Source organism: Pseudomonas ficuserectae (assembly GCF_024584585.1).
GTDB classification, from domain to species: Bacteria; Pseudomonadota; Gammaproteobacteria; order Pseudomonadales; family Pseudomonadaceae; genus Aquipseudomonas; species Aquipseudomonas amygdali.
Genome location: NZ_CP085684.1, coordinates 2,244,201 through 2,263,661, shown reverse-complemented (window position 1 = coordinate 2,263,661; position 19,461 = coordinate 2,244,201). Strand labels below are relative to the sequence as shown.

Sequence of the window (19,461 nt, the reverse complement as noted above, 5' to 3'; positions counted from 1 at the left end):
CGATGGGCACTACATAATTTTCGCCCGTAAATACGCGGTAACACTCTGGAAAACTGACAGCCACCACCTTCCCCCGTTACAATCGCCGCCCCTGTTGCAACGCCTGGAGCCCGACCTTCCCGTGCCAGTTCTGCGTCTACCGCATCTTTCTGCCGCTGCAGGCAAACAACACTGGGGCAATCTTCCCGGTGCCGCACTGAGCCTGGCCATTGCCGAGGCCGCCAGCGCAGCCAAGCGCTTTACCCTGCTACTGACCGCCGACAGCCAGAGCGCCGAGCGGCTGGAGCAGGAGCTGAAGTTTTTCGCGCCCACGCTGCCGGTTCTGCACTTCCCGGACTGGGAAACCCTGCCCTACGACCTGTTTTCGCCGCACCAGGACATCATTTCCCAGCGCATCGCCAGCCTTTATCGCCTGCCGGAGCTGGAGCATGGCGTTTTGGTAGTACCGATCACGACCGCCCTACACAGACTCGCGCCGACCAAATTCCTGCTCGGCAGCAGCCTGGTGCTGGATGTCGGCCAGAAGCTTGATGTGGAAGCCATGCGCACGCGCCTGGAAGCCAGCGGCTATCGCTACGTGGATACGGTTTACGAGCACGGCGAGTTCACCGTGCGCGGCGCATTGATCGACCTGTTCCCGATGGGCAGCAAGCTGCCGTTCCGTATCGACCTGTTCGACGATGAAATCGAAACCCTGCGCACCTTCGATCCGGACACGCAGCGTTCCATCGACAAGGTCGAGTCGGTGCGCCTGTTGCCTGCTCGTGAGTTCCCGCTACAAAAAGAAGAAGTCACGCGCTTCAAGGCACGCTTTCGAGAGCGTTTCGACGTGGACTTCCGGCGCAGCCCGATTTTCCAGGACTTGAGCAGCGGCATCACGCCTGCCGGTATCGAGTACTACATTCCATTGTTCTTCGAAGAAACCTCGACGCTGTTCGATTATCTGCCGCAGGACACTCAGGTGTTTTCCCTGCCGGGTATCGAGCAGGCCGCAGAAAATTTCTGGAACGACGTGCGCAACCGCTATGAAGAACGCCGCGTAGACCCTGCACGGCCACTGCTGCCACCGGCCGAGCTGTTCCTGCCGGTGGAAGACTGCTTTGCACGCTTGAAAAACTGGCCGCGCGTGGTGGCCAGCCAGCAGGATGTCGATGCCGGAGCCGGACGCGAACGCTTCCCGGCCCAGACCCTGCCGGATCTGTCCATTGAAGCCAAGGCGAGTCAGCCATTGGCGGCATTGTCGACATTTCTTGATGACTTCCCCGGTCGCGTGCTGTTTACCGCCGAGTCCGCCGGTCGCCGTGAAGTGCTGCTGGAACTGCTTGAACGCCTGAAGCTGCGGCCGAAAACGGTCGACAGCTGGCAGGACTTCGTCGATGGCAAGGACAGGCTGGCAATCACCATCGCCCCGCTGGACGACGGCCTGCTGCTGGAGCAACCGGCACTGGCGCTGGTCGCTGAAAGCCCGCTGTTCGGCCAGCGGGTCATGCAGCGCCGCCGTCGCGAAAAGCGCACCGATGGCGGCAATAACGACGCCGTCATCAAGAACCTTACCGAACTGCGTGAAGGCGCGCCGGTGGTGCACATCGACCATGGCGTTGGCCGCTATCTGGGGCTGGCGACACTGGAAGTCGAAAATCAGGTCGCCGAATTCCTGATGCTGGCCTACGCCGAGGACGCCAAGCTGTACGTCCCGGTCGCCAACCTGCACCTGATTGCCCGCTACACCGGCAGCGACGACGAGAGCGCGCCGCTGCACCGCCTGGGCTCGGAAACCTGGCAGAAAGCCAAGCGCAAGGCGGCTGAACAGGTTCGCGACGTGGCTGCCGAACTGCTGGATATCTACGCACGCCGGGCAGCCCGCGAGGGTTATGCCTTCGCGGATCCGAAAGCCGACTACGCCACTTTCAGCGCGGGCTTCCCGTTCGAAGAAACGCCGGATCAGCAGACCACCATCGAGGCCGTGCGCGCCGACATGCTGGCACCCAAACCGATGGATCGCCTGGTGTGTGGCGACGTGGGCTTCGGCAAGACCGAAGTGGCCATGCGCGCCGCCTTCATTGCCGTGCACGGCGGGCGTCAGGTGGCCATTCTGGTGCCGACCACCCTGCTCGCCCAGCAGCACTACAACAGCTTCCGCGACCGTTTCGCAGACTGGCCGGTGACGGTCGAAGTGATGAGCCGCTTCAAGTCGGCCAAGGAAGTCAGTGCCGCCGTTGCCGATCTGGCCGAGGGCAAGATCGACATCGTCATCGGTACGCACAAGCTGTTGCAGGATGACGTCAAGATCAAGAATCTCGGTCTGGTGATCATCGACGAAGAACACCGCTTCGGTGTTCGCCAGAAAGAACAGCTCAAGGCACTGCGCAGCGAGGTCGACATTCTGACCCTCACCGCAACGCCGATTCCGCGAACCCTGAACATGGCCGTGTCGGGCATGCGTGATCTGTCGATCATCGCCACGCCACCGGCGCGCAGGCTGTCGGTACGCACCTTCGTCATGGAGCAGAACAAGCCGACCATCAAGGAAGCCCTGCTGCGCGAGTTGCTGCGCGGCGGCCAGGTCTACTACCTGCACAACGACGTCAAAACCATCGAGAAATGCGCGGCGGATCTGGCCGAACTGGTGCCGGAAGCCCGTATCGGCATCGGCCACGGGCAGATGCGCGAGCGCGAACTCGAACAGGTGATGAGCGATTTCTACCACAAGCGCTTCAATGTACTGATCGCCTCGACCATCATCGAGACCGGCATCGACGTGCCGAGCGCCAACACCATCATCATCGAGCGTGCCGACAAGTTCGGCCTGGCCCAGTTGCACCAGTTGCGCGGCCGCGTCGGACGCAGTCACCACCAGGCCTATGCCTATCTGCTGACCCCGCCGCGCAAGCAAATCACCCCCGACGCGGAAAAGCGTCTGGAAGCGATTGCCAACACCCAGGACCTGGGCGCGGGCTTCGTGCTCGCCACCAATGACCTGGAGATCCGAGGCGCAGGCGAACTGCTCGGGGACGGCCAGAGCGGTCAGATCCAGGCCGTGGGTTTTACCCTGTACATGGAAATGCTCGAGCGTGCGGTCAAGTCGATTCGCAAGGGCGAACAGCCCAATCTTGATCAACCGTTGGGCGGCGGACCGGAAATCAACCTGCGTGTACCGGCATTGATCCCCGAAGCCTACCTGCCGGATGTACACACCCGCCTGATTCTCTACAAACGCATCGCCAACGCGGCAGACGAAGAGGCGTTGAAAGACTTGCAGGTAGAAATGATCGACCGCTTCGGCCTGTTGCCGGAGCCGACCAAGAACCTGGTGCGCATCACGCTGCTCAAACTGCACGCCGAACAGCTGGGTATCAAGAAAATCGACGGCGGCCCGCAAGGTGGACGCATCGAATTCGCGACCGAGACTCCAGTTGATCCGCTGACCCTGATCAAGCTGATCCAGAGCCAGCCCAACCGTTACAAGTTCGAAGGTGCCACGCTGTTCAAATTCCTGGTGCCCATGGAGCGCCCGGAAGAGCGTTTCAATACCATCGAAGCGCTGCTTGAGCGCCTGACCCCGAAAACTGCTTGAAGGATTCACGCATGCGTCTGTTTCGTTCATTGATCCTGCTGCTGACGCTGATCGCGCCGACCGCGTTCGCCGACGGCTTGTATCAGGTCGAGATTCTGCTGTTTCGCCAGAACGGCGAACCCGCCTCGACCCGTCAGCTTGTCCCGGAAAACTGGGACAAGGACGCGCAGAAGATCGCCGCGACCGATGAACGAAGCCCCGCCCTCAATGATCTGGCCAGCAAACTGCAGGGCAGTGGCAATTACCAGGTGCTGATGCAGCGCGCCTGGCAGCAGAGCATCGGCACCGAGCCGGGCAAGGTTGCCGTCACCAGTGGTGACGAGCGGCTTGGGCACTTCCCTATCGAGGGCACCGTGAGTCTGGCGATGGCACGTTTTACCGATATTGGTGCACAATTCTGGGTCAACCAGCTGGACCCGCATGGCGTGGTCATCAGCAGTGAACGATTGAAGCAGACCGCCAGGGTAAAAAACGGTGAGCTGACCTATCTGGACAATGGCAACCTCGCGTTGCTGATCAAAGTTTCTCCTCTTTGATCTTTACGTACGCAAGGGACGCCAAGGCGCCCCCTTTCTTTTTGAGCATCGCTGCGGCGTAGGGCTTTTTAAAACTTGTCGTCCATTCTCGAAAAAGTCCTGGCTGCGGCCTGGACAGACCTATTCCACGAGCGAACGCTTGAGCGAGGGCGCGACTACGCCCGGCAAAAACGCATCGTGCTGGAAGACTCCAGCCCGCAGATCATCCGCACCGCCTGTCGGGGCTCGGGCCTGGAAATCTATACCCAGACCCTGCTGTTCAAGGACCCCGATCGCTACAAGAATTACCTGACCTGCAAATGCACCTGCCCGGTTCGCAACGATTGCAAACATTGCGTGGCTGCCCTGCTGTTTCTGCAGGACCCGCAAAACCGTCCGTTGCTGCAGGCCGCACTGGCCTCGCACCAGCAAGAGCCGGAAAAGCCCGTAGAGCAAAAACCCAGGCTGCCGGAGCGCCTGATCGATGACCTGCAGCCACGGCCTAGGCTGATTCTGGCCAGCATCGAGTTCAGTGCCTACGAGCCGCGCAACGGGCGCATGCAGCGGCACATTCAGCACCGTGCCGCGCTCGCCTTTGCCTACGGCAAGCATTACGCGGTCGGCACCACCAACGTCAGCATTCTGGTCAGTTCACTGGGCAGCGACCTGGTGAATCAGAAAAGCGACATCATCGAACACACCGATACCGAAACCCTGCGTATCCGTCGTCAGGGCGAACGGGAGCGGCAGTTGCGTCAGGAACTGGCCGACCTGGGCTTCAAGGTCGCCACCCGGCAAAGCAAGGCGTTGCCCGACAGCGCCGGCGACATGTACGAACTGCCCAACGACAAGGCCTGGCTGCACTTTGTCCTCGATGACCTGCCGCGACTGCGCGAGCAAGGCTGGGAAATCGACATTCAGGACGAGTTCGGTTTCGACGTCACGCCGGTGGAAGACTGGTACGCGGTCATCGACGAAGAGAACGAGCGCGACTGGTTCGACCTGGAACTGGGCATCATCGTCAACGGCGAACGCCTGAGCCTGCTGCCGATTCTGATCAACCTGATCCGCAGCCATCCAGAACTGATGAGCCCGTCGGCCGTGGCCAAGCGCGGCGACGAAGAACAACTGCTGGTGCAGCTCAACCACTTCACCCAGAGCGGCGGCAGCCCGGTACAGATCGCCCTGCCCTATGGCCGACTCAAGCCGGTACTGGCGACGCTGGGGGACTTCTACTGGCGTCAGGAGGGCAACAACGCGCTGCGCATGAGTAAAGCCGATGCGGCGCGCTTTACCCAGCTCGAAGACCTGCCGCTGACCTGGCAGGGCGGCGACCGCCTGCGTCACTTTGCCGAACGCCTGATCAACATCAAGGACGCGCCGGTCAGCCTGCCCGATGGCTTGAATGCCACGCTGCGTCCTTATCAGCTGGAAGGCCTGAGCTGGATGCAGTCGCTGCGCGAGCTGGAAGTCGGCGGCGTGCTGGCTGATGACATGGGGCTGGGCAAAACGCTGCAGACCCTGGCTCACCTGCTGATGGAAAAACAGGCCGGACGCCTCGACCGACCCGCGCTGGCCGTCATGCCCACCAGTCTGATTCCCAACTGGCTGGATGAAGCCGAGCACTTCACCCCGGACCTCAAGGTACTGGCCCTGTATGGCGCCAATCGTCATCAAGACGCTGGCAACCTGCAGGATTACGACCTGATCCTGACCACTTACGCATTGCTGCCACGGGACCTGGAACTGCTCGAAAAACAGCCCTTCCACGTGCTGATTCTCGATGAAGCGCAGTACATCAAGAACCCCAACAGCAAGGCCGCCCAGGCCGCACGCAACCTCAACGCACGTCAGCGCCTGTGCCTGAGCGGTACGCCACTGGAAAACCACCTGGGCGAGCTGTGGTCACTGTTCCACTTCCTGATGCCCGGCTGGCTGGGCAACAGCAAGGAATTCAACAGCAATTACCGCACTGCCATCGAAAAGCATGGCAACCAGGACCGCCTCCACCACCTCAATGCGCGTATCAAGCCGTTTCTGCTGCGTCGTACCAAGGAGCAAGTGGCCACCGAGCTGCCACCCAAGACCGAGATCATCCACTGGGTCGACCTTAACGATGCCCAGCGCGACGTGTACGAAACCGTACGCCTGGCGATGGACAAGAAGGTCAGGGACGAAATCACCCGCAAAGGCGTGGCACGCAGCCAGATCATCATTCTCGAAGCGCTGCTCAAGCTGCGCCAGGTGTGCTGTGACCTGCGTCTGGTCAATCAGGACATGCCGGTCAACAGCAAACAAGGCACGTCAGGCAAGCTCAACAGCCTGATGGAGATGTTCGAAGAGCTGCTGGCCGAAGGCCGCAAGATCCTGTTGTTTTCGCAGTTCACTTCGATGCTGAGCCTGATCGAAGAAGAGCTCAAGCAACGCGGCATCGCTTACGCACTGCTGACCGGCTCGACCCGGGATCGGCGCACGCCGATTCATGACTTCCAGAGCGGCAAGCTGCCGATCTTCCTGATCAGCCTGAAAGCAGGCGGCACCGGCCTCAACCTGACTGCCGCCGATACCGTGATCCACTATGACCCGTGGTGGAACCCGGCAGCGGAGAATCAAGCGACCGACCGTGCTTATCGTATCGGTCAGGACAAGCCGGTGTTCGTCTACAAGATGATCGCGCGCGGCACCGTGGAAGAGAAAATCCAGCGCCTGCAACGGGAAAAGTCAGCGCTGGCAGCCGGTGTGCTTGATGGCCGCACAACCGGCGACTGGAAACTGCGCGACGAAGACCTGCAGGCCCTGTTCGCCCCGCTTCCCGCAGCCCCGAAGAAAACCCGCAAGTAAACCCGTCCGGCGCTATTCGACAGCAATATGCTTAAGGATCTGCGCCGTGGACAAGACCGTAGCGTATTCACCGTGCAGGTTGGCCAGCGACATCGCGTGCACGTCTTCGGCACTGCGCGGCTTGCCGAAGAAGTCTGCTTGATCGAAGGTAAAGCAGGCGTCATGCGCCACCATCACGTCAAAGCCAAGATTGCCTCCACTGCGCGCGGTGGACTCGACGGAATTGTTGGTAATCACACCGACAATCACCACCTGCCCGATCCCGTCCGAGCGTAACCACATCTCCAGAAACGACCCGCAAAACGCGTCAGGCACCTGCTTGCTCAACTCCCGCTCATCGGCGTGCGGCAAGAACGCTGACTGGTACTCGACCCCCGACTGCTCCGGCCAGAACACTGATTGCGGCGACGTCGAGAAATGCCGAACGTGAATCACCGGACGCCCGGATTGTCGCCAGGCACCCAGCAGCGCGCCTATATTCGCCTCGGCTTGCGGATTGTTACGCCGCCCCAGCCTGGGATGATTGATCCCCTGCTGCATGTCAATCAGGATCAGCGCGCTGTTGCCTTGAATATCCATGATGAATCAGTCCGAACTTTTGGTTCAGCAAGACTATCGCAATCAAGGTCTATTCTGGTCGCAATCGTCGACAGGCTCAGGCTTGTCCGAGACCCGCCCTCCAAGGAGAACATCATGATCGAACACCTTAAACTCGCTGGCAAAGTAGCACTAGTGCAGGGCGGCTCCCGAGGCATCGGTGCAGCCATTGTCCAGCGACTAGCCAAAGAAGGCGCCGCCGTGGCGTTTACCTACGTCAGCTCCGAGGTCAACGCTCTGGAGATTCAGGACAGCATCGTCGCCAATGGTGGTCGGGCACTGGCCATTCGCGCAGACAGTGCCGATGAGAAGGCAATTCGCCAGGCCGTGCAGACCACCGCTGAAACCCTTGGCAGGCTGGACATTCTGGTCAACAACGCCGGCATTCTGGCCATTGCGCCGCTCAATGAATTCAGCATGCAGGACTTCGACAAAACCCTGGCGATCAACGTGCGTAGCGTGTTCATCGCCAGCCAGGAAGCCGCTCGGCACATGGAAGAAGGCGGCCGCATCATCAACATTGGCAGCACCAACGCCGACCGCATGCCCTTTGCGGGCGGTGCCACGTACGCCATGAGCAAATCGGCGCTGATCGGCCTGACCAAAGGCATGGCCCGCGACCTCGGCCCGCAAGGTATCACCGTCAACAACGTCCAGCCCGGCCCGGTGGATACCGACATGAACCCGGCACAGGGCGAATTCGCCGAAACCCTGAAAGCACTGATGGCCCTGCCCCGCTACGGCACAAGCGAAGAAATCGCCAGCTTCGTCGCCTACCTGGCAGGCCCGGAAGCCGGCTACATAACCGGCGCCAGCCTGACCATCGACGGCGGCTTCAGCGCCTGAACTTCACGAGACGAGCGGCGGTGCGCCTTAGCGCCGCACCGCCTTCTCGGGCTTTTCAGTGGCGCATAAGCGTTTATTTGCTTAACCGCATGAAAAATCTGAAAAAAAGTTTTGCGTTAGGAAAAGGTTTCGACTACATTAGCGCGCCTCGACAGACACAACGTTGTCGTCGAGATACGGTGAGGTGTCCGAGTGGCTTAAGGAGCACGCCTGGAAAGTGTGTATACAAGAAATTGTATCGAGGGTTCGAATCCCTCCTTCACCGCCATATTAAGAAAACCCTGTGAATTCAGTTGTTTAGAGTTCACGGGGTTTTTTGTTTGCACTACTCACAGTGCTGCAAGTTCTCGCCGGTCAGCGCTTCCCCTCCTCCGATGGCTGGGGATGTGCATACATTCTCGACGCCCGCACACCCTTCTCCAACCCCGCCAGCTTCTCAGTCTGACTACTCGCCAGCCCGTCGCACTTTCTGCACAGGACAAGATTCTGTGGGTGCTCATGAAAGATCGGCACGACTACTTCACCGGCGAAGGCAAGCTGTGGTTCGACAATCAGAACCACATCGCCAGCGCGTGTGCTTGCAGCCTTACTGTTGCAAAGGCGCTCATCAAGAAATTGCGTGAGCATGGATACCTGACCATCGAGAAGCGCCGTATTCATGGCTGCGTCTATTCCAACTCGATGACGATCACTCGCGACCTTATTCTGGCGTCCATGTCGCCGCTGGAGGCCATCCCCAAGCCTGTAGCGGTCACGTCAAACCCTGGAGGCGAACGTGTGCCTGAGTACACCCCTGCTCCCTTGCCAAAAGCGGCGCAGATTGCACCGGCGCCCAGCGTTATCGCGTACGACGAACACTTCGAAGATCAGCCGGAATGGATGAGAGATGTAGCCTAAATTCGATCTCGCCATGGTCGGAAATCGTCTATCCGGGGTAGACGGAATTCGACCGGTAGTAAGACCGATATTCAATAAGACAGATGTAGAAAGACAAAAGCATTAGAGGGTTTTCACTCAGCGTCGCTCATCTTGCTGATTCAAGCTGACGCGGTAACTTTTAAACTTTTCGCCGTCGGTGTACTGCTTGCTGTAATAATTGTAAACAGCGCCTTTTACATCAATACCCACTCCATTCTGAGTATCGCGAATTACGACATCTTGCACACTACTGTCCGTAATCATAAAAGAAGCCTGTTTGTTTAACTGCTTTAAAATCTCCTGATCGGTTCCTTGAATCTGATTGTCGATGTAGAATCTCAGAGTATCCAAATCAGTAGCAGGTGCACCGTAGCGAGTTACGTATACCCACGCCCCGCCCTTAACCTCCTGCTTAATAACAAGCTCATCAGCATCTGCAATACCACCGACCACCGAGTCAAGAAAGTAATCAATAACTAAAAGACCTAACAGGCACCAGAACAGAATCTTGTACACATTGCGCGACTTAGTATCCTTTTGACTTTGCATATTCAATACCTTGTTCTATCCAATATTGGTCAGTTGGATCATCGCCATACGGCGCACGCCAGTACCACTTCCCCCAATCCACCTTGGTGCTCTGTGTGCCTGAACGCTTCTGAGCAAACCCCGCAGCCCTCAGCAGAATCTGATCAGGCAGCTGACCAGCCCTGCCCACGGCACCGTAGTGAAAATTGCCGAAATCTTCCCACGCATGATTCTGCTGCTTATAGTCCCATGGACCATGATTACGTACTTTGTAATAAAACCAACTCATGAATGCACCGACAGCGGGGTCCTTCTTCCACTGATCGTTCGCAAGCTTCATGTGCACATCGACACTAACGCCGGGAGGTATCGCTTCTGGCATTTCATTGCTCATGGCTTGCTCTCTTCCAAACGCGCACAGGATCAGGCGTAAATTTTATTGCTGATGGCATCCCAGCCACCCGCAATTTGCCCTGCGCTTTGCCCAGTCTTCCGACTTTGCTTGGAGTAGATTAATTTGATGCGGCCATAATTTAACGCAATCAGCTCACTCGGAAACGCATTAGACTGATCGCCATTGCCCGTTAAAGCGAAAGAGCTAACTATAACTTCCTCAAGCACTATCTCAAGGTATTTAACTTTCGGATCGCCAGCCCTAAATATATGAACCGACACCTGCTTAAAATGCTTGCCACTACAGCAAGCCTCATGAAGTTTGGGTGTAGCATTATCTACAGGCTTGCGGACAAGTAAATCACTTAAGTAAGCGCGACCAGAAGTTGCACCGCCAGCGGACGTAGCTGTAGCGGACGCTGTCTGACTGGCCGAGAGGTCGAAATCCTGTAGCTCAATCCAGTTTTCGTAACCTTCGGAGAGCGTTTCTCCGGGGATGCCTTCGATTTGTAGGTAGGCTTCAAATGACATACTTAATTCCTTTTAAGGTTTTCGCAAGGGTTAGCATGATACTAAGATTCCCGCGCTGACGGAACAGGGAGGTCGTTTTCCCTGTTTTCCAATTCCCATGCTGCATGCTCGCGCTACATTCGACGGCGATTGACTGTGCTGACTGGAAATATCGTTGGGGTCGGGTCAGCTTCAGCGCTGCTAAACCGAGCGCACGGGGGGGGGGGGCAGTCGAGCACAGCTTAATGATAGTGCGGTGCTTCCGATCCCGATTCAGATTCAGATTGTTCAGCGTACGAACTGGCAGTCTTCAGAAATAGGCGTCTTGGCAATGTCGCCCCTGCCGGTGCAGGCCAGAGTAATGCGACTACCCTTTTGCAACTGAGCTATAGTAGGGTCTTTTGCATCTTCAAATGAAAACTGGGGTTCCATGAATTGATTGACTCCACCTTGCAGCGTTACGTAAGGACGACCCCGGAAATCTGTTGGGACAGAGCAGAAATTAAGGGTGGCAATGCCAAGGACGTAGGCTACGGCTCTCCAGCCGGTGGCATTTAGCCTCCCAAGGAGAGTTCGATGGGCGTTTTTTTAATCGGTTATGACTTGATATCTCCAGAAAATGACTACTCGGCAATTATTTCTAATATTAAGAGATCCACAACGACAGCCACTTCCCTTGAGCCCAGATGTAGGTGATGTCACCAGACCCGATTCGGCACCGGCACATCAAACTCTCGACTCAAGATGTTCGGAATATAAGACCGCTCAACCGTCGCTGGTTTGTAGGCGTGTGATTCAGGCTGTTCGCTGACCAACTCCAGTTCCCGCATCAGGCCTCGCACCTTGAACCGTCCAATTTGCTCGCCGTCTTCCAGCATCATCGACACGATGATGCGGCGTGAAAATGCGACCGTGTGACCGCATCTTCACAGGCATGCACAGGCTTGAAGCACATGTTATTTTTACCGCATATAGCGTGTATCGTAAAAAACTCAACCTTCGCCGCCACCGCCGCACGAAATCAGTTCAATAAGTCCCCTTTGATACCATTTATTCTGGCAACTCCACCCGTGTTCAAATGTAAACGCACTTGCAGTGCCGCTGAATGCAACGCCCAATGCGAGCGCCAAGGCGATTCCAATATTTCGCGAACGCACTTTCTTCATATTGTCTTTCATAAATACTCCATAGTTTTAGCAGGTAATGCGAGCCTGTAAAGGCTGCATGAACGTCACAATACCCTACCGACTTTAACGCTTTATTGTCGGCACTCAAGGTACACTGCCGCGGCCCTAAGGAAGGTCTGAAGTAGCCGGATGTTTTCCGGCTACCGAGTCCTCAGCACTTTTCAAAAAACGATGCATGTCGAAATTTGCTCAATTATCTTCGCTTTTTAGCTCTTTCGGCCGCTGCAAAGCCTTTTGCGGTAACCATTTCCTGCATTACACGCGCACCTCTCCTGCGCTCGCCAACAAATGTCGGCGGGCCATCCACAGGTTTGACAGGGCGAACAACGTCACCATCTGCGCGGTGTTCTTGGCCAAGCCCCGAAAGCGCACTTTTTCATAGCCAAACTGGCGTTTGATGACCCGAAACGGATGCTCGACCTTGGCGCGAATCTGGGCCTTGGCCTTCTCGATTTTGCGGATCGCCTTGTACAAAATACTGCGTTTTCCGTGCTTTTTGTAAGTGCTGCGGCGGGCGGCAATCTGCCAAATGACCTTGCGCCCAGCGTGTTCTTCGCGCTTCTCGACCCCGGTGTAACCTGCGTCGGCGCAGACTACGTTTTCCTCGCCGTGCAGCAGTTTGGCAACCTGCGTGACGTCTGCCACATTGGCCGCTGTTACTACCACGCTGTGCACCAGGCCTGACTCGTCGTCGGCGCCGATGTGAGCCTTGGCGCCGAAATAGTACTGGTTACCTTTCTTGGTTTGATGCATCTCAGGATCGCGTTTGCCATCCTTGTTCTTGGTCGAACTGGGCGCGTGAATCAGCGTGGCATCGACGATGGTGCCTTGACGCAACGACAAGCCACGGTCGCCCAGATAACCATTAATTACGCCGAGAATCCCGGTCGCCAACTCGTGCTTTTCCAGCAGACGACGGAAGTTGAGAATGGTGGTTTCGTCTGGAATTCGCTCCAGGCTCAGGCCTGAAAACTGACGCAGGATGGTCGTCTCATACAGCGCTTCTTCCATCGCCGGATCGCTGTAGCCGAACCAGTTCTGCATCAGATGAACACGCAGCATCGCCATCAGTGGGTAGGCGGGCCGGCCACCTTCTCCTTTTGGATAATAGGGCTCAATCAGGGCAATCAAACCTTTCCAGGGCACCACCTGATCCATCTCGATCAGGAACAATTCCTTACGGGTCTGCTTGCGCTTGCCGGCATACTCGGCGTCGGCGAAGGTCATCTGTTTCATCATCGAAAAGCTCGGCGACTGGTGTCCGGAGATTTTGCCAAATTAGGAAGTCTTTTTCAGAGTTTCCCTAGAAGATGACGTACTACACCCCGATGGATCGTTGATTTGCAGGGTGTATGCCCAATTTCGTAGCGCCTTGGTCTGGCTCACTTTGCACTTCAGTGAATCAGACCAAGGATCAATGTTGGCAGCTGCTTGGGTAGCCGATAACGGATCGGACAGAACATGCGTGGTCGCTGGCCGATCGGATCAATAATCGGTTCGCCGGCAGAATGTTTCTCCGCGCTGTATTTGCGCGAAAAGCAGTGATATGAAAACGTGACGTGCACCACCAAAGTTTCCTGGCCAGCCTACTGACGATTTCGAAGAAAAACGACATGTTCAAAACAGTCGACCAAAAGCTGTCGGTCAGATGTGTCCAAGAAGTTGTTGACGACTTAAAAAGCGCTCAGGTGCAACCGACTAAAACGTCCAAGTTTGCACTAATTTAGACACCCTTTCCTTCCGAGGCCTATATCGGGCAGGTTCGAATCCCTGCTTCACCGCCATACTTGAAACACACAAAACCCCTGAACTCGTTGAAGAATTCAGGGGTCTTGTGGTTTCTGGGCCTGAAAAAATGGTCGTGGGATCGATTGCTTAGCAGCAGGCCTCACACGCGGCACACCCCCTTTCTCCAATCCGGAACGGCCACCCAAACGCCCTGCAGGCGTTTTGATAGCGCACGATCACATCGAAAAATAAAGATTGAATCCTCACAGAAAATGTTATTTAAATAACAAAAATAAAAGCCGCCGAAGCTTCCGTCGGCGCTGGTGAGGTCAAAATAACAATGAGCAAGATTGCAGTCATCGGCAGCAACATGGTCGACCTGATCACTTACATCGAACGCATGCCCGCCCAGGGCGAAACGCTCGAAGCACCGCGTTTTGCCATGGGCTGCGGCGGCAAGGGCGCCAATCAGGCCGCCGCTGCGGCGCTGCTGGGCGCCGAAGTGCTGATGCTCAGCAAGGTCGGCGACGATGCTTTTGCCGATACCACCCTGGCCAATTTTCAACGGCTGGGCATTGATACGCGCTTTGTCGAACGGGTGCCGGGCGTGTCTAGCGGCGTGGCGCCGATCTTCGTTCAGGAGAACTCCCACAACAGCATACTCATCGTCAAAGGCGCCAATGCCCACCTGAGCCCGGCCGATATCGAGCGCGCCGAGGCACAGCTGCGCGATTGCGCTTTGATTGTGCTGCAACTGGAAGTCGAGCTGGCGACCGTCTACCACGCCATCGCCTTCGCTCACCGGCATGCCATCCCGGTGCTGCTCAACCCCGCCCCGGCCCTGGCGGGCCTGAGCCGCGAGCACTTGGCGCAGCTGGATTTCCTGATCCCCAACGAGAGCGAACTGGCACTGATCAGCGGCCAGCCGGTCACGTGCGCCGAGGAAGCGGCTCAGGCGGCACGGCAATTGGTCGCGCTGGGCGTACGCCACGTCATCGTCACACTGGGCGAACAAGGGGCGCTGTACGTCGGCGCCGAAGGCGAATGGCGGGTGCCAGGGGTCAAGGTTCAGGCGCGCGACACCACGGGTGCAGGTGACGCCTTCATTGGCTGCTTCGCCCGGCACTGGAGCCAGGACGGCAATATTCGCCAGGCCATGCAGCAGGCGGTGGCCTACTCCGCCTGCTCGGTCACCGGCCTCGGCACGCAATCTTCTTACCCCGATGCGTCCACGTTTGCGCGATTCCTCGATGCATCGGCCAACTGACACTCACCAGCCTCTCGCGGAGAACAATAATGAATAAGCCTGCGCTGCAACAAACCCCGGACGGGTTCTACCTGAATCGCACGCCGTGGTTCGCCTTCCTCCTGCTCTGCAGCATCTTCGCCCTTTGGGCGGCGGCCGCGAGCATGAACGACGTGCTGATCGCGCACTTCAAGAAAGCCTTCATGCTCAGCGATTTCCAGACCGCTTTCGTCCAGTCGGCGTTCTACCTGGGCTACTTTTTCGTCGCCATTCCGGCGGCACTGGTGGTGCGCCGCTTCAGCTACAAGACCACCATCCTCATCGGCCTGATGCTGTACCTGTTCGGCTGCGCTCTGTTCTTTCCGGCGGCATCGACCGCCAAGTACGGCATGTTCCTGATGGCGCTGTTCGTCATCGCCGCCGGCCTGTCGTTTCTCGAGACCGCGTGCAACACCTATTCGACACTGATGGGACCGCGTGAAACCGGCACACGACGCCTGAACATCTCGCAGACCTTCCACCCGTTCGGCGCCATGACCGGGGTATACGTCGGCAGCTTCGTGATGTTCAAGGACACCGACGCCACCAGCGAACAGTTGGCCCAGATGAGCGCCAGCGAGGCAGCGGCGCAGCAATTGCAAATGATCCAGTCGACCCTGCTGCCGTACAAATGGATGATCGCGGTACTCATATTGATGTTCATTCTGATCGCCATCACCCGCTTCCCCGCGTGCAAGGGCAACGGCACCGTCAGCGAACCGCGGGCGAGTATCGGCCAGAGCCTTGGCCGTCTGCGACGCAATCCGCGCTTCTGCTTCGGTGTACTGGCGCAGTTCCTCTACGTGGGCGCGCAGGTCGGGGTGTGGAGCTTCACTATTCGCCTGGCCATGCAAATGGGCGGCATGAACGAGCGCAGTGCCTCGTGGTTCCTGCTGACGACCTTTGCCGCCTATTTTATCGGCAAGATGATTGCCAACCTGCTGATGCGCAAAATGCACCCGGCCAAAGTCCTCGCGGTGTATGGCGTGCTGTGCATCGTGCTGCTGGCCTACACCATTCTGGTGCCGAACATCACCGCAGTATATGCCGCCGTGGGGGTCAGTGTGTTTCTCGGGCCTTGCTGGCCGACCATCTATGGTCTGACCATCGACGGGCTCGGCGAGGACACCGGTGTCGGCGGCTCGTTGCTGGTGATGAGCATCGTCGGCGGTGGCGTGATGCCGATCTTCTAGGGCCTGCTCAGCGATGCCAATGGCGGCAACATGCAGATTGCCTATAGCGTGCCGCTGCTGTGCTTCGTGGTCATCGTGATGTACGCAGTGCACTGCATGCGTCAGCCGCAACCGGTACTGGGTGGCTCGGCCACGGCGGTTGCGCAATGAGTAGCGAAGCGCTGCGCCTGCTGCTCTACCCACAGCTCTGGGACCAGGCCAGCCGGCTGCTGCTCGAATCTGCGAATTTCAGCGTGCGTGCCTGGACCTACCCCAGCGGCGTCAAGGCGCTGTCACTGGAAAACAGCCGCGGCAAGCTGGTAATCCTGCCTTGGCAAGGGCAAATGATCTGGTCGGCCGAATTCGACGGCGTTGATTTGACCATGCTCAATATGTTCACCCAGCCGCGGCCCAGTGCCAGCGTGATCGGCACCTACGGCTGCTTCATGTTTCACAGCGGCTTGTTGCGCAACGGTTGCCCGGGGCCCGAGGATGATCACGCGCTGCACGGCGAAATGCCCTGCGCACCGATGGACGATGCCTGGCTGCAAGCAGGCGAAGACGAGCACGGCGCTTATCTGCGCCTCGGCGGCACCTATGAATACGTGCAGGGCTTCGGCGACCATTACCGGGCCAGCCCGAGCGTGACCCTGCGCCCGGCCAGCGGGCTGTTCGAGATCGGCATGCAGGTGGTCAATCTGGCCGGCAAGGCCATGGACCTGATGTACATGGCGCACATGAACTACGCCTACGTCGACGACGCCCTCCTCAACCAGCCGCTGGGCTGCGAGCGCACACGGGTGCGCGCCAGCGTGCCGGCCCATGTGCGGCCGACGCCGGCCTGGAGCGCCTACATCGCCGAACTCAGCCAGGACCCGACTTGCCTTAAGGTGCTCGACTCGCCTGCGCTGTATGACCCAGAGATCGTCTGCTTCTTCGACGACGTGCGCAGCGACGCCCAGGGACAGGCGCACTTCTTCCTTGATCATCCCGACGGCGCAGCGTTCTACACCCGCTACAGCCCCCGACAATTTGAACATGCCGCGCGCTGGATCCTGCATAACACCGATCAGCAGGTGGCGGCCTTCGTCCTGCCCGCCACCTGCGAACCGGAGGGCTACCGCGCTGAACTCGCCAAAGGCAACGTGCGCAGCCTTGCGCCCGGTGCCAGCGTCGAGTTCAGCGTGACCACCGGTTACCTGAACGCAGCCGAACGCCGGGCGCTGCAACCGTGATGCCTTTAGATTACAAGCTGCGCCCCGCCAGCCTCGATGGCCTCGCGGTAGCTACGCGGGATTTTCTTGTCGCTGACCACGCAATGGAAGTCGCTCAAGGCACCGAAGTGCGCGGTGCGTACGGCGTCGAATTTGGAATGATCGGCCAGCAGCAGACTTTGCCGGGCCTGGCGCATGACCTTCTGCTTGACCTCCACCTCGTGAAAATTGAAGCAGGTGACGCCGCAGTCCAGGCTGACCCCGGCCGCCGAAACAAAGGCCCAGGTCAGGCGCACGCCATCAAGGATGCTGGTTTCGGCGTGGCTCTCGAACACCTGGTTCTTGCGGTGGAATACACCGCCGCACAGGACAATGCTGCAGTTGGGTTTCTGCTGCAGCTTGAGCAGCACGTTGAGCGAGTTGCACACCGCGGTGAACTCCAGCTCGTCGGGGATGAAGTCGACCACGAAAGGGATCGTCGTGCCACAGTCGAAAAAAACCGTGTCGCCAGGACTGATGAAAGCAGCGGCCAGCTTGCCGATGCGGCGCTTCTCCTCGACATGGCGGGTGCCCTGCTCGCTGACCCGGTAATCCCCCGGTTCAGGATCATCGTGGGCGCGGGTGATGTAGCCGCCCAGCAGCCTTAACTGCCCGGGGTGCCGGCTGAGGTCGCGGCGCAAGGTCATTTCGGACACCTCGAGCAGCGCCGCCATCTCCCGCAGATGGATGGCTTTCTGATCCTGGAGGGCCTGTTGAATCTGTTTGATGCGGTCGGTTTTCTTGACGTCCACGGGCATCCCGGCAATCCGTTGTTGGTGTCGCTAGAGTAACACCAAGTGTTAATTTTATAACTTACGGGTATCCACCCAAGTGTTTTTAATGATGACAGGAATCCTTTGATGAATTCACTCGAACCCGCTGCACTGGCCCAGGCCATCGATCACACCTTGCTGGCCGCGGATGCCAGCCGAGAGCAGATTGCCACACTTTGCGCCGAAGCCCGGGAACACGGCTTCTACTCGGTGTGTGTGAACTCCAGCCAGGTGCCTTTTGCCGCTCGACAACTGGCCGGGTCTGCCGTAAAGGTCTGCGCGGTGGTGGGCTTTCCGCTGGGCGCCGGGCTGAGTGCCAGCAAAGCGTCAGAAGCAGCCCTGACGATCGCCGCTGGAGCGCAGGAAATCGACATGGTGCTGAACATCGGCTGGCTCAAGGACGGCCTGTTCGATGAGGTCCGCGACGATATCGCCGCGGTGTTGCAGGCCTGTGGCAAGGTGCCGCTCAAAGTGATCCTGGAAACCTGCCTGCTCGATGAAGCGCAGAAGGTGCGCGCCTGCGAGATCTGCCGCGAACTGGGCGTGGCATTCGTCAAGACCTCCACCGGCTTCAGCCGCAGTGGCGCGACGCTTGAGGATGTGGCACTGATGCGCCGCGTAGTAGGCCCGATATCGGCGTCAAGGCGTCTGGCGGAGTGCGTGACGTGGCCACGGCCAGAGCAATGATCGAAGCCGGCGCAACACGCCTGGGCACCAGTTCCGGGATTGCGATCGTGACAGGCGCAGGTACGGGGGCAGGCTATTGAGTCTGCGGGCTTTGAACATCAAAGCCCGCTGCACTTAACTCAGATCGATCACGCCGGTCATAGCCGTGAAATGGCTTTGCTTGTGCTGAACCTTGTCAAGAACCTGCGCAGGGGTCGACTCACGGAATACCACCATGTGCCCGACGTCCTTGCCGCCCTCGGTCACGCGCTCGATATCGTTGATCATCCAGGTGGTCAGCTCTTCGGCAGTAATGCCCAGTTCGGACGCTACTCGCTGGTGAAGACGCTCGGCGTCGTGTTGATTGAGTTGATCGCTGTTCATGGGGCTGGCTCCTTAAAGGGGTGTTAGGTTCAGTCCCCGTGGGGGCTTCACAGTTCAGTCGGGTTTGAGCGGGATGCGAATGAGCTGTCATTTCGGCTTTGCACCACGCTCCCGACACTCAGGGTATTTGCATATTTATCTTGCGCCGGGAGGCTTCAGGGAAGCTGTAAACCGAGAAAGCAATCAGCCGGAAGGCCATATCAATTCCATGACTGCGATACTGACTCATGGCCGGTAAACTTCAGCTACGGGCAATATCAGCTTTGGATCGTTTGTGGCCCCTCGCGACAT

16 protein-coding genes, 1 tRNA gene and 3 pseudogenes are annotated in these 19,461 nt (G+C 58.2%); 10 read left to right on the top strand and 10 right to left on the bottom strand.

The window, feature by feature from the left end:
- The first annotated feature begins 121 nt into the window (after nt 1–121).
- The 3 genes from mfd (at nt 122) to LJU29_RS10055 (ending at nt 6,930) form a co-directional block, all read left to right on the top strand.
- Nucleotides 122–3,574 (top strand): transcription-repair coupling factor, encoded by a 3,453-nt coding sequence (gene mfd, locus LJU29_RS10065; RefSeq protein WP_005734448.1) that lies wholly within the window; start codon nt 122–124, stop codon nt 3,572–3,574.
- 11 nt (nt 3,575–3,585) lie between these two features.
- A complete protein-coding gene (locus tag LJU29_RS10060; RefSeq protein ID WP_004659810.1) occupies nt 3,586–4,110 on the top strand; it encodes a CsiV family protein in 525 nt (174 codons plus the stop codon).
- Between the two features lie 75 nt (nt 4,111–4,185).
- Nucleotides 4,186–6,930 carry a DEAD/DEAH box helicase gene (locus LJU29_RS10055; protein ID WP_257112211.1) on the top strand — a complete coding sequence of 915 codons (2,745 nt, stop codon included), beginning with the start codon at nt 4,186–4,188 and terminating at the stop codon, nt 6,928–6,930.
- Between the two features lie 12 nt (nt 6,931–6,942).
- Here LJU29_RS10055 and LJU29_RS10050 read toward each other — a convergent pair whose 3' ends face one another.
- On the bottom strand, nt 6,943–7,509 hold the full coding sequence (locus LJU29_RS10050; protein WP_054996723.1) for a cysteine hydrolase family protein: 567 nt from the start codon (nt 7,507–7,509) through the stop codon (nt 6,943–6,945).
- 114 nt (nt 7,510–7,623) lie between these two features.
- Here LJU29_RS10050 and LJU29_RS10045 point away from each other — a divergent pair, with 114 nt between their 5' ends.
- The 3 genes from LJU29_RS10045 (at nt 7,624) to LJU29_RS10035 (ending at nt 9,270) form a co-directional block, all read left to right on the top strand.
- Nucleotides 7,624–8,373 (top strand): 3-oxoacyl-ACP reductase family protein, encoded by a 750-nt coding sequence (locus LJU29_RS10045; protein ID WP_005744370.1) that lies wholly within the window; start codon nt 7,624–7,626, stop codon nt 8,371–8,373.
- A gap of 178 nt (nt 8,374–8,551) precedes the next feature.
- Nucleotides 8,552–8,641: transfer RNA gene (locus LJU29_RS10040), tRNA-Ser, on the top strand.
- Nucleotides 8,642–8,871: 230 nt separating this feature from the next.
- Nucleotides 8,872–9,270: a hypothetical protein gene (locus LJU29_RS10035; RefSeq protein WP_257112210.1), complete on the top strand. Its 399-nt coding sequence runs from the start codon at nt 8,872–8,874 to the stop codon at nt 9,268–9,270.
- Nucleotides 9,271–9,387: 117 nt separating this feature from the next.
- On the opposite strand, the gene LJU29_RS10030 is transcribed toward LJU29_RS10035, so the two are convergent.
- The 7 genes and pseudogenes from LJU29_RS10030 to LJU29_RS29990 all read right to left on the bottom strand — a co-directional run bounded on the left by LJU29_RS10030 (nt 9,388) and on the right by LJU29_RS29990 (nt 13,474).
- Nucleotides 9,388–9,840, bottom strand: coding sequence for a hypothetical protein (locus tag LJU29_RS10030; protein WP_057423536.1), 453 nt, complete (start codon nt 9,838–9,840; stop codon nt 9,388–9,390).
- A complete protein-coding gene (locus tag LJU29_RS10025) occupies nt 9,818–10,213 on the bottom strand; it encodes a polymorphic toxin type 44 domain-containing protein (protein WP_257112209.1) in 396 nt (131 codons plus the stop codon). The genes LJU29_RS10030 and LJU29_RS10025 overlap by 23 nt, the downstream gene beginning before the upstream one ends.
- A gap of 29 nt (nt 10,214–10,242) precedes the next feature.
- Entirely contained in the window at nt 10,243–10,743 is a 501-nt protein-coding gene (locus LJU29_RS10020) for an Hcp family type VI secretion system effector (protein WP_257112208.1), read from the bottom strand.
- Between the two features lie 646 nt (nt 10,744–11,389).
- Nucleotides 11,390–11,618, bottom strand: a pseudogene (locus LJU29_RS10015) (IS3 family transposase); the annotation flags it as partial.
- 96 nt (nt 11,619–11,714) lie between these two features.
- The gene (locus LJU29_RS10010; RefSeq protein ID WP_257112207.1) at nt 11,715–11,900 is read right to left on the bottom strand and encodes a hypothetical protein; all 186 of its coding nucleotides are present in this window, start codon (nt 11,898–11,900) and stop codon (nt 11,715–11,717) included.
- Between the two features lie 264 nt (nt 11,901–12,164).
- Complete coding sequence (locus tag LJU29_RS10005; RefSeq protein WP_257112708.1) at nt 12,165–13,145, bottom strand: IS5-like element ISPsy2 family transposase; 981 nt, start codon at nt 13,143–13,145, stop codon at nt 12,165–12,167.
- A 158-nt stretch (nt 13,146–13,303) separates the two neighbouring features.
- Nucleotides 13,304–13,474: a YjaZ family protein gene (locus tag LJU29_RS29990; RefSeq protein ID WP_490166900.1), complete on the bottom strand. Its 171-nt coding sequence runs from the start codon at nt 13,472–13,474 to the stop codon at nt 13,304–13,306.
- A gap of 503 nt (nt 13,475–13,977) precedes the next feature.
- On the opposite strand from LJU29_RS29990, the gene rbsK reads away from it, so the two are divergent.
- The 3 genes and pseudogenes from rbsK to LJU29_RS09990 all read left to right on the top strand — a co-directional run bounded on the left by rbsK (nt 13,978) and on the right by LJU29_RS09990 (nt 17,329).
- Nucleotides 13,978–14,904, top strand: a complete 927-nt coding sequence (gene rbsK, locus LJU29_RS10000) for a ribokinase (RefSeq protein ID WP_257112206.1) — start codon at nt 13,978–13,980, stop codon at nt 14,902–14,904.
- Between the two features lie 29 nt (nt 14,905–14,933).
- Nucleotides 14,934–16,265, top strand: a pseudogene (fucP, locus tag LJU29_RS09995) (L-fucose:H+ symporter permease).
- A complete protein-coding gene (locus LJU29_RS09990) occupies nt 16,262–17,329 on the top strand; it encodes an aldose 1-epimerase family protein (RefSeq protein WP_257112205.1) in 1,068 nt (355 codons plus the stop codon). The pseudogene fucP and the gene LJU29_RS09990 overlap by 4 nt, the downstream one beginning before the upstream one ends.
- Before the next feature lie 5 nt (nt 17,330–17,334).
- Here LJU29_RS09990 and deoR read toward each other — a convergent pair whose 3' ends face one another.
- Nucleotides 17,335–18,105 carry a DNA-binding transcriptional repressor DeoR gene (gene deoR, locus LJU29_RS09985; RefSeq protein WP_004664542.1) on the bottom strand — a complete coding sequence of 257 codons (771 nt, stop codon included), beginning with the start codon at nt 18,103–18,105 and terminating at the stop codon, nt 17,335–17,337.
- Between the two features lie 102 nt (nt 18,106–18,207).
- On the opposite strand from deoR, the pseudogene deoC reads away from it, so the two are divergent.
- A pseudogene (deoC, locus tag LJU29_RS09980) lies at nt 18,208–18,887 on the top strand (deoxyribose-phosphate aldolase).
- Nucleotides 18,888–18,921: 34 nt separating this feature from the next.
- Here deoC and LJU29_RS09975 read toward each other — a convergent pair.
- Nucleotides 18,922–19,170 carry a hypothetical protein gene (locus LJU29_RS09975; RefSeq protein WP_005783010.1) on the bottom strand — a complete coding sequence of 83 codons (249 nt, stop codon included), beginning with the start codon at nt 19,168–19,170 and terminating at the stop codon, nt 18,922–18,924.
- Between the last annotated feature and the right edge of the window lie 291 nt (nt 19,171–19,461).

Coding starts and splice junctions, on each gene's coding strand:
- LJU29_RS10060 (WP_004659810.1), top strand. CDS start 3,586: ATGCGTCTGTTTCGTTCATTGATCCTGCTGCTGACGCTGATCGCGCCG.
- LJU29_RS10050 (WP_054996723.1), bottom strand. CDS start 7,509: ATGGATATTCAAGGCAACAGCGCGCTGATCCTGATTGACATGCAGCAG.
- LJU29_RS10045 (WP_005744370.1), top strand. CDS start 7,624: ATGATCGAACACCTTAAACTCGCTGGCAAAGTAGCACTAGTGCAGGGC.
- LJU29_RS10035 (WP_257112210.1), top strand. CDS start 8,872: ATGAAAGATCGGCACGACTACTTCACCGGCGAAGGCAAGCTGTGGTTC.
- LJU29_RS10030 (WP_057423536.1), bottom strand. CDS start 9,840: ATGCAAAGTCAAAAGGATACTAAGTCGCGCAATGTGTACAAGATTCTG.
- LJU29_RS10025 (WP_257112209.1), bottom strand. CDS start 10,213: ATGAGCAATGAAATGCCAGAAGCGATACCTCCCGGCGTTAGTGTCGAT.
- LJU29_RS10020 (WP_257112208.1), bottom strand. CDS start 10,743: ATGTCATTTGAAGCCTACCTACAAATCGAAGGCATCCCCGGAGAAACG.
- LJU29_RS10010 (WP_257112207.1), bottom strand. CDS start 11,900: ATGAAAGACAATATGAAGAAAGTGCGTTCGCGAAATATTGGAATCGCC.
- LJU29_RS10005 (WP_257112708.1), bottom strand. CDS start 13,145: ATGAAACAGATGACCTTCGCCGACGCCGAGTATGCCGGCAAGCGCAAG.
- rbsK (WP_257112206.1), top strand. CDS start 13,978: ATGAGCAAGATTGCAGTCATCGGCAGCAACATGGTCGACCTGATCACT.
- LJU29_RS09990 (WP_257112205.1), top strand. CDS start 16,262: ATGAGTAGCGAAGCGCTGCGCCTGCTGCTCTACCCACAGCTCTGGGAC.
- deoR (WP_004664542.1), bottom strand. CDS start 18,105: ATGCCCGTGGACGTCAAGAAAACCGACCGCATCAAACAGATTCAACAG.
- LJU29_RS09975 (WP_005783010.1), bottom strand. CDS start 19,170: ATGAACAGCGATCAACTCAATCAACACGACGCCGAGCGTCTTCACCAG.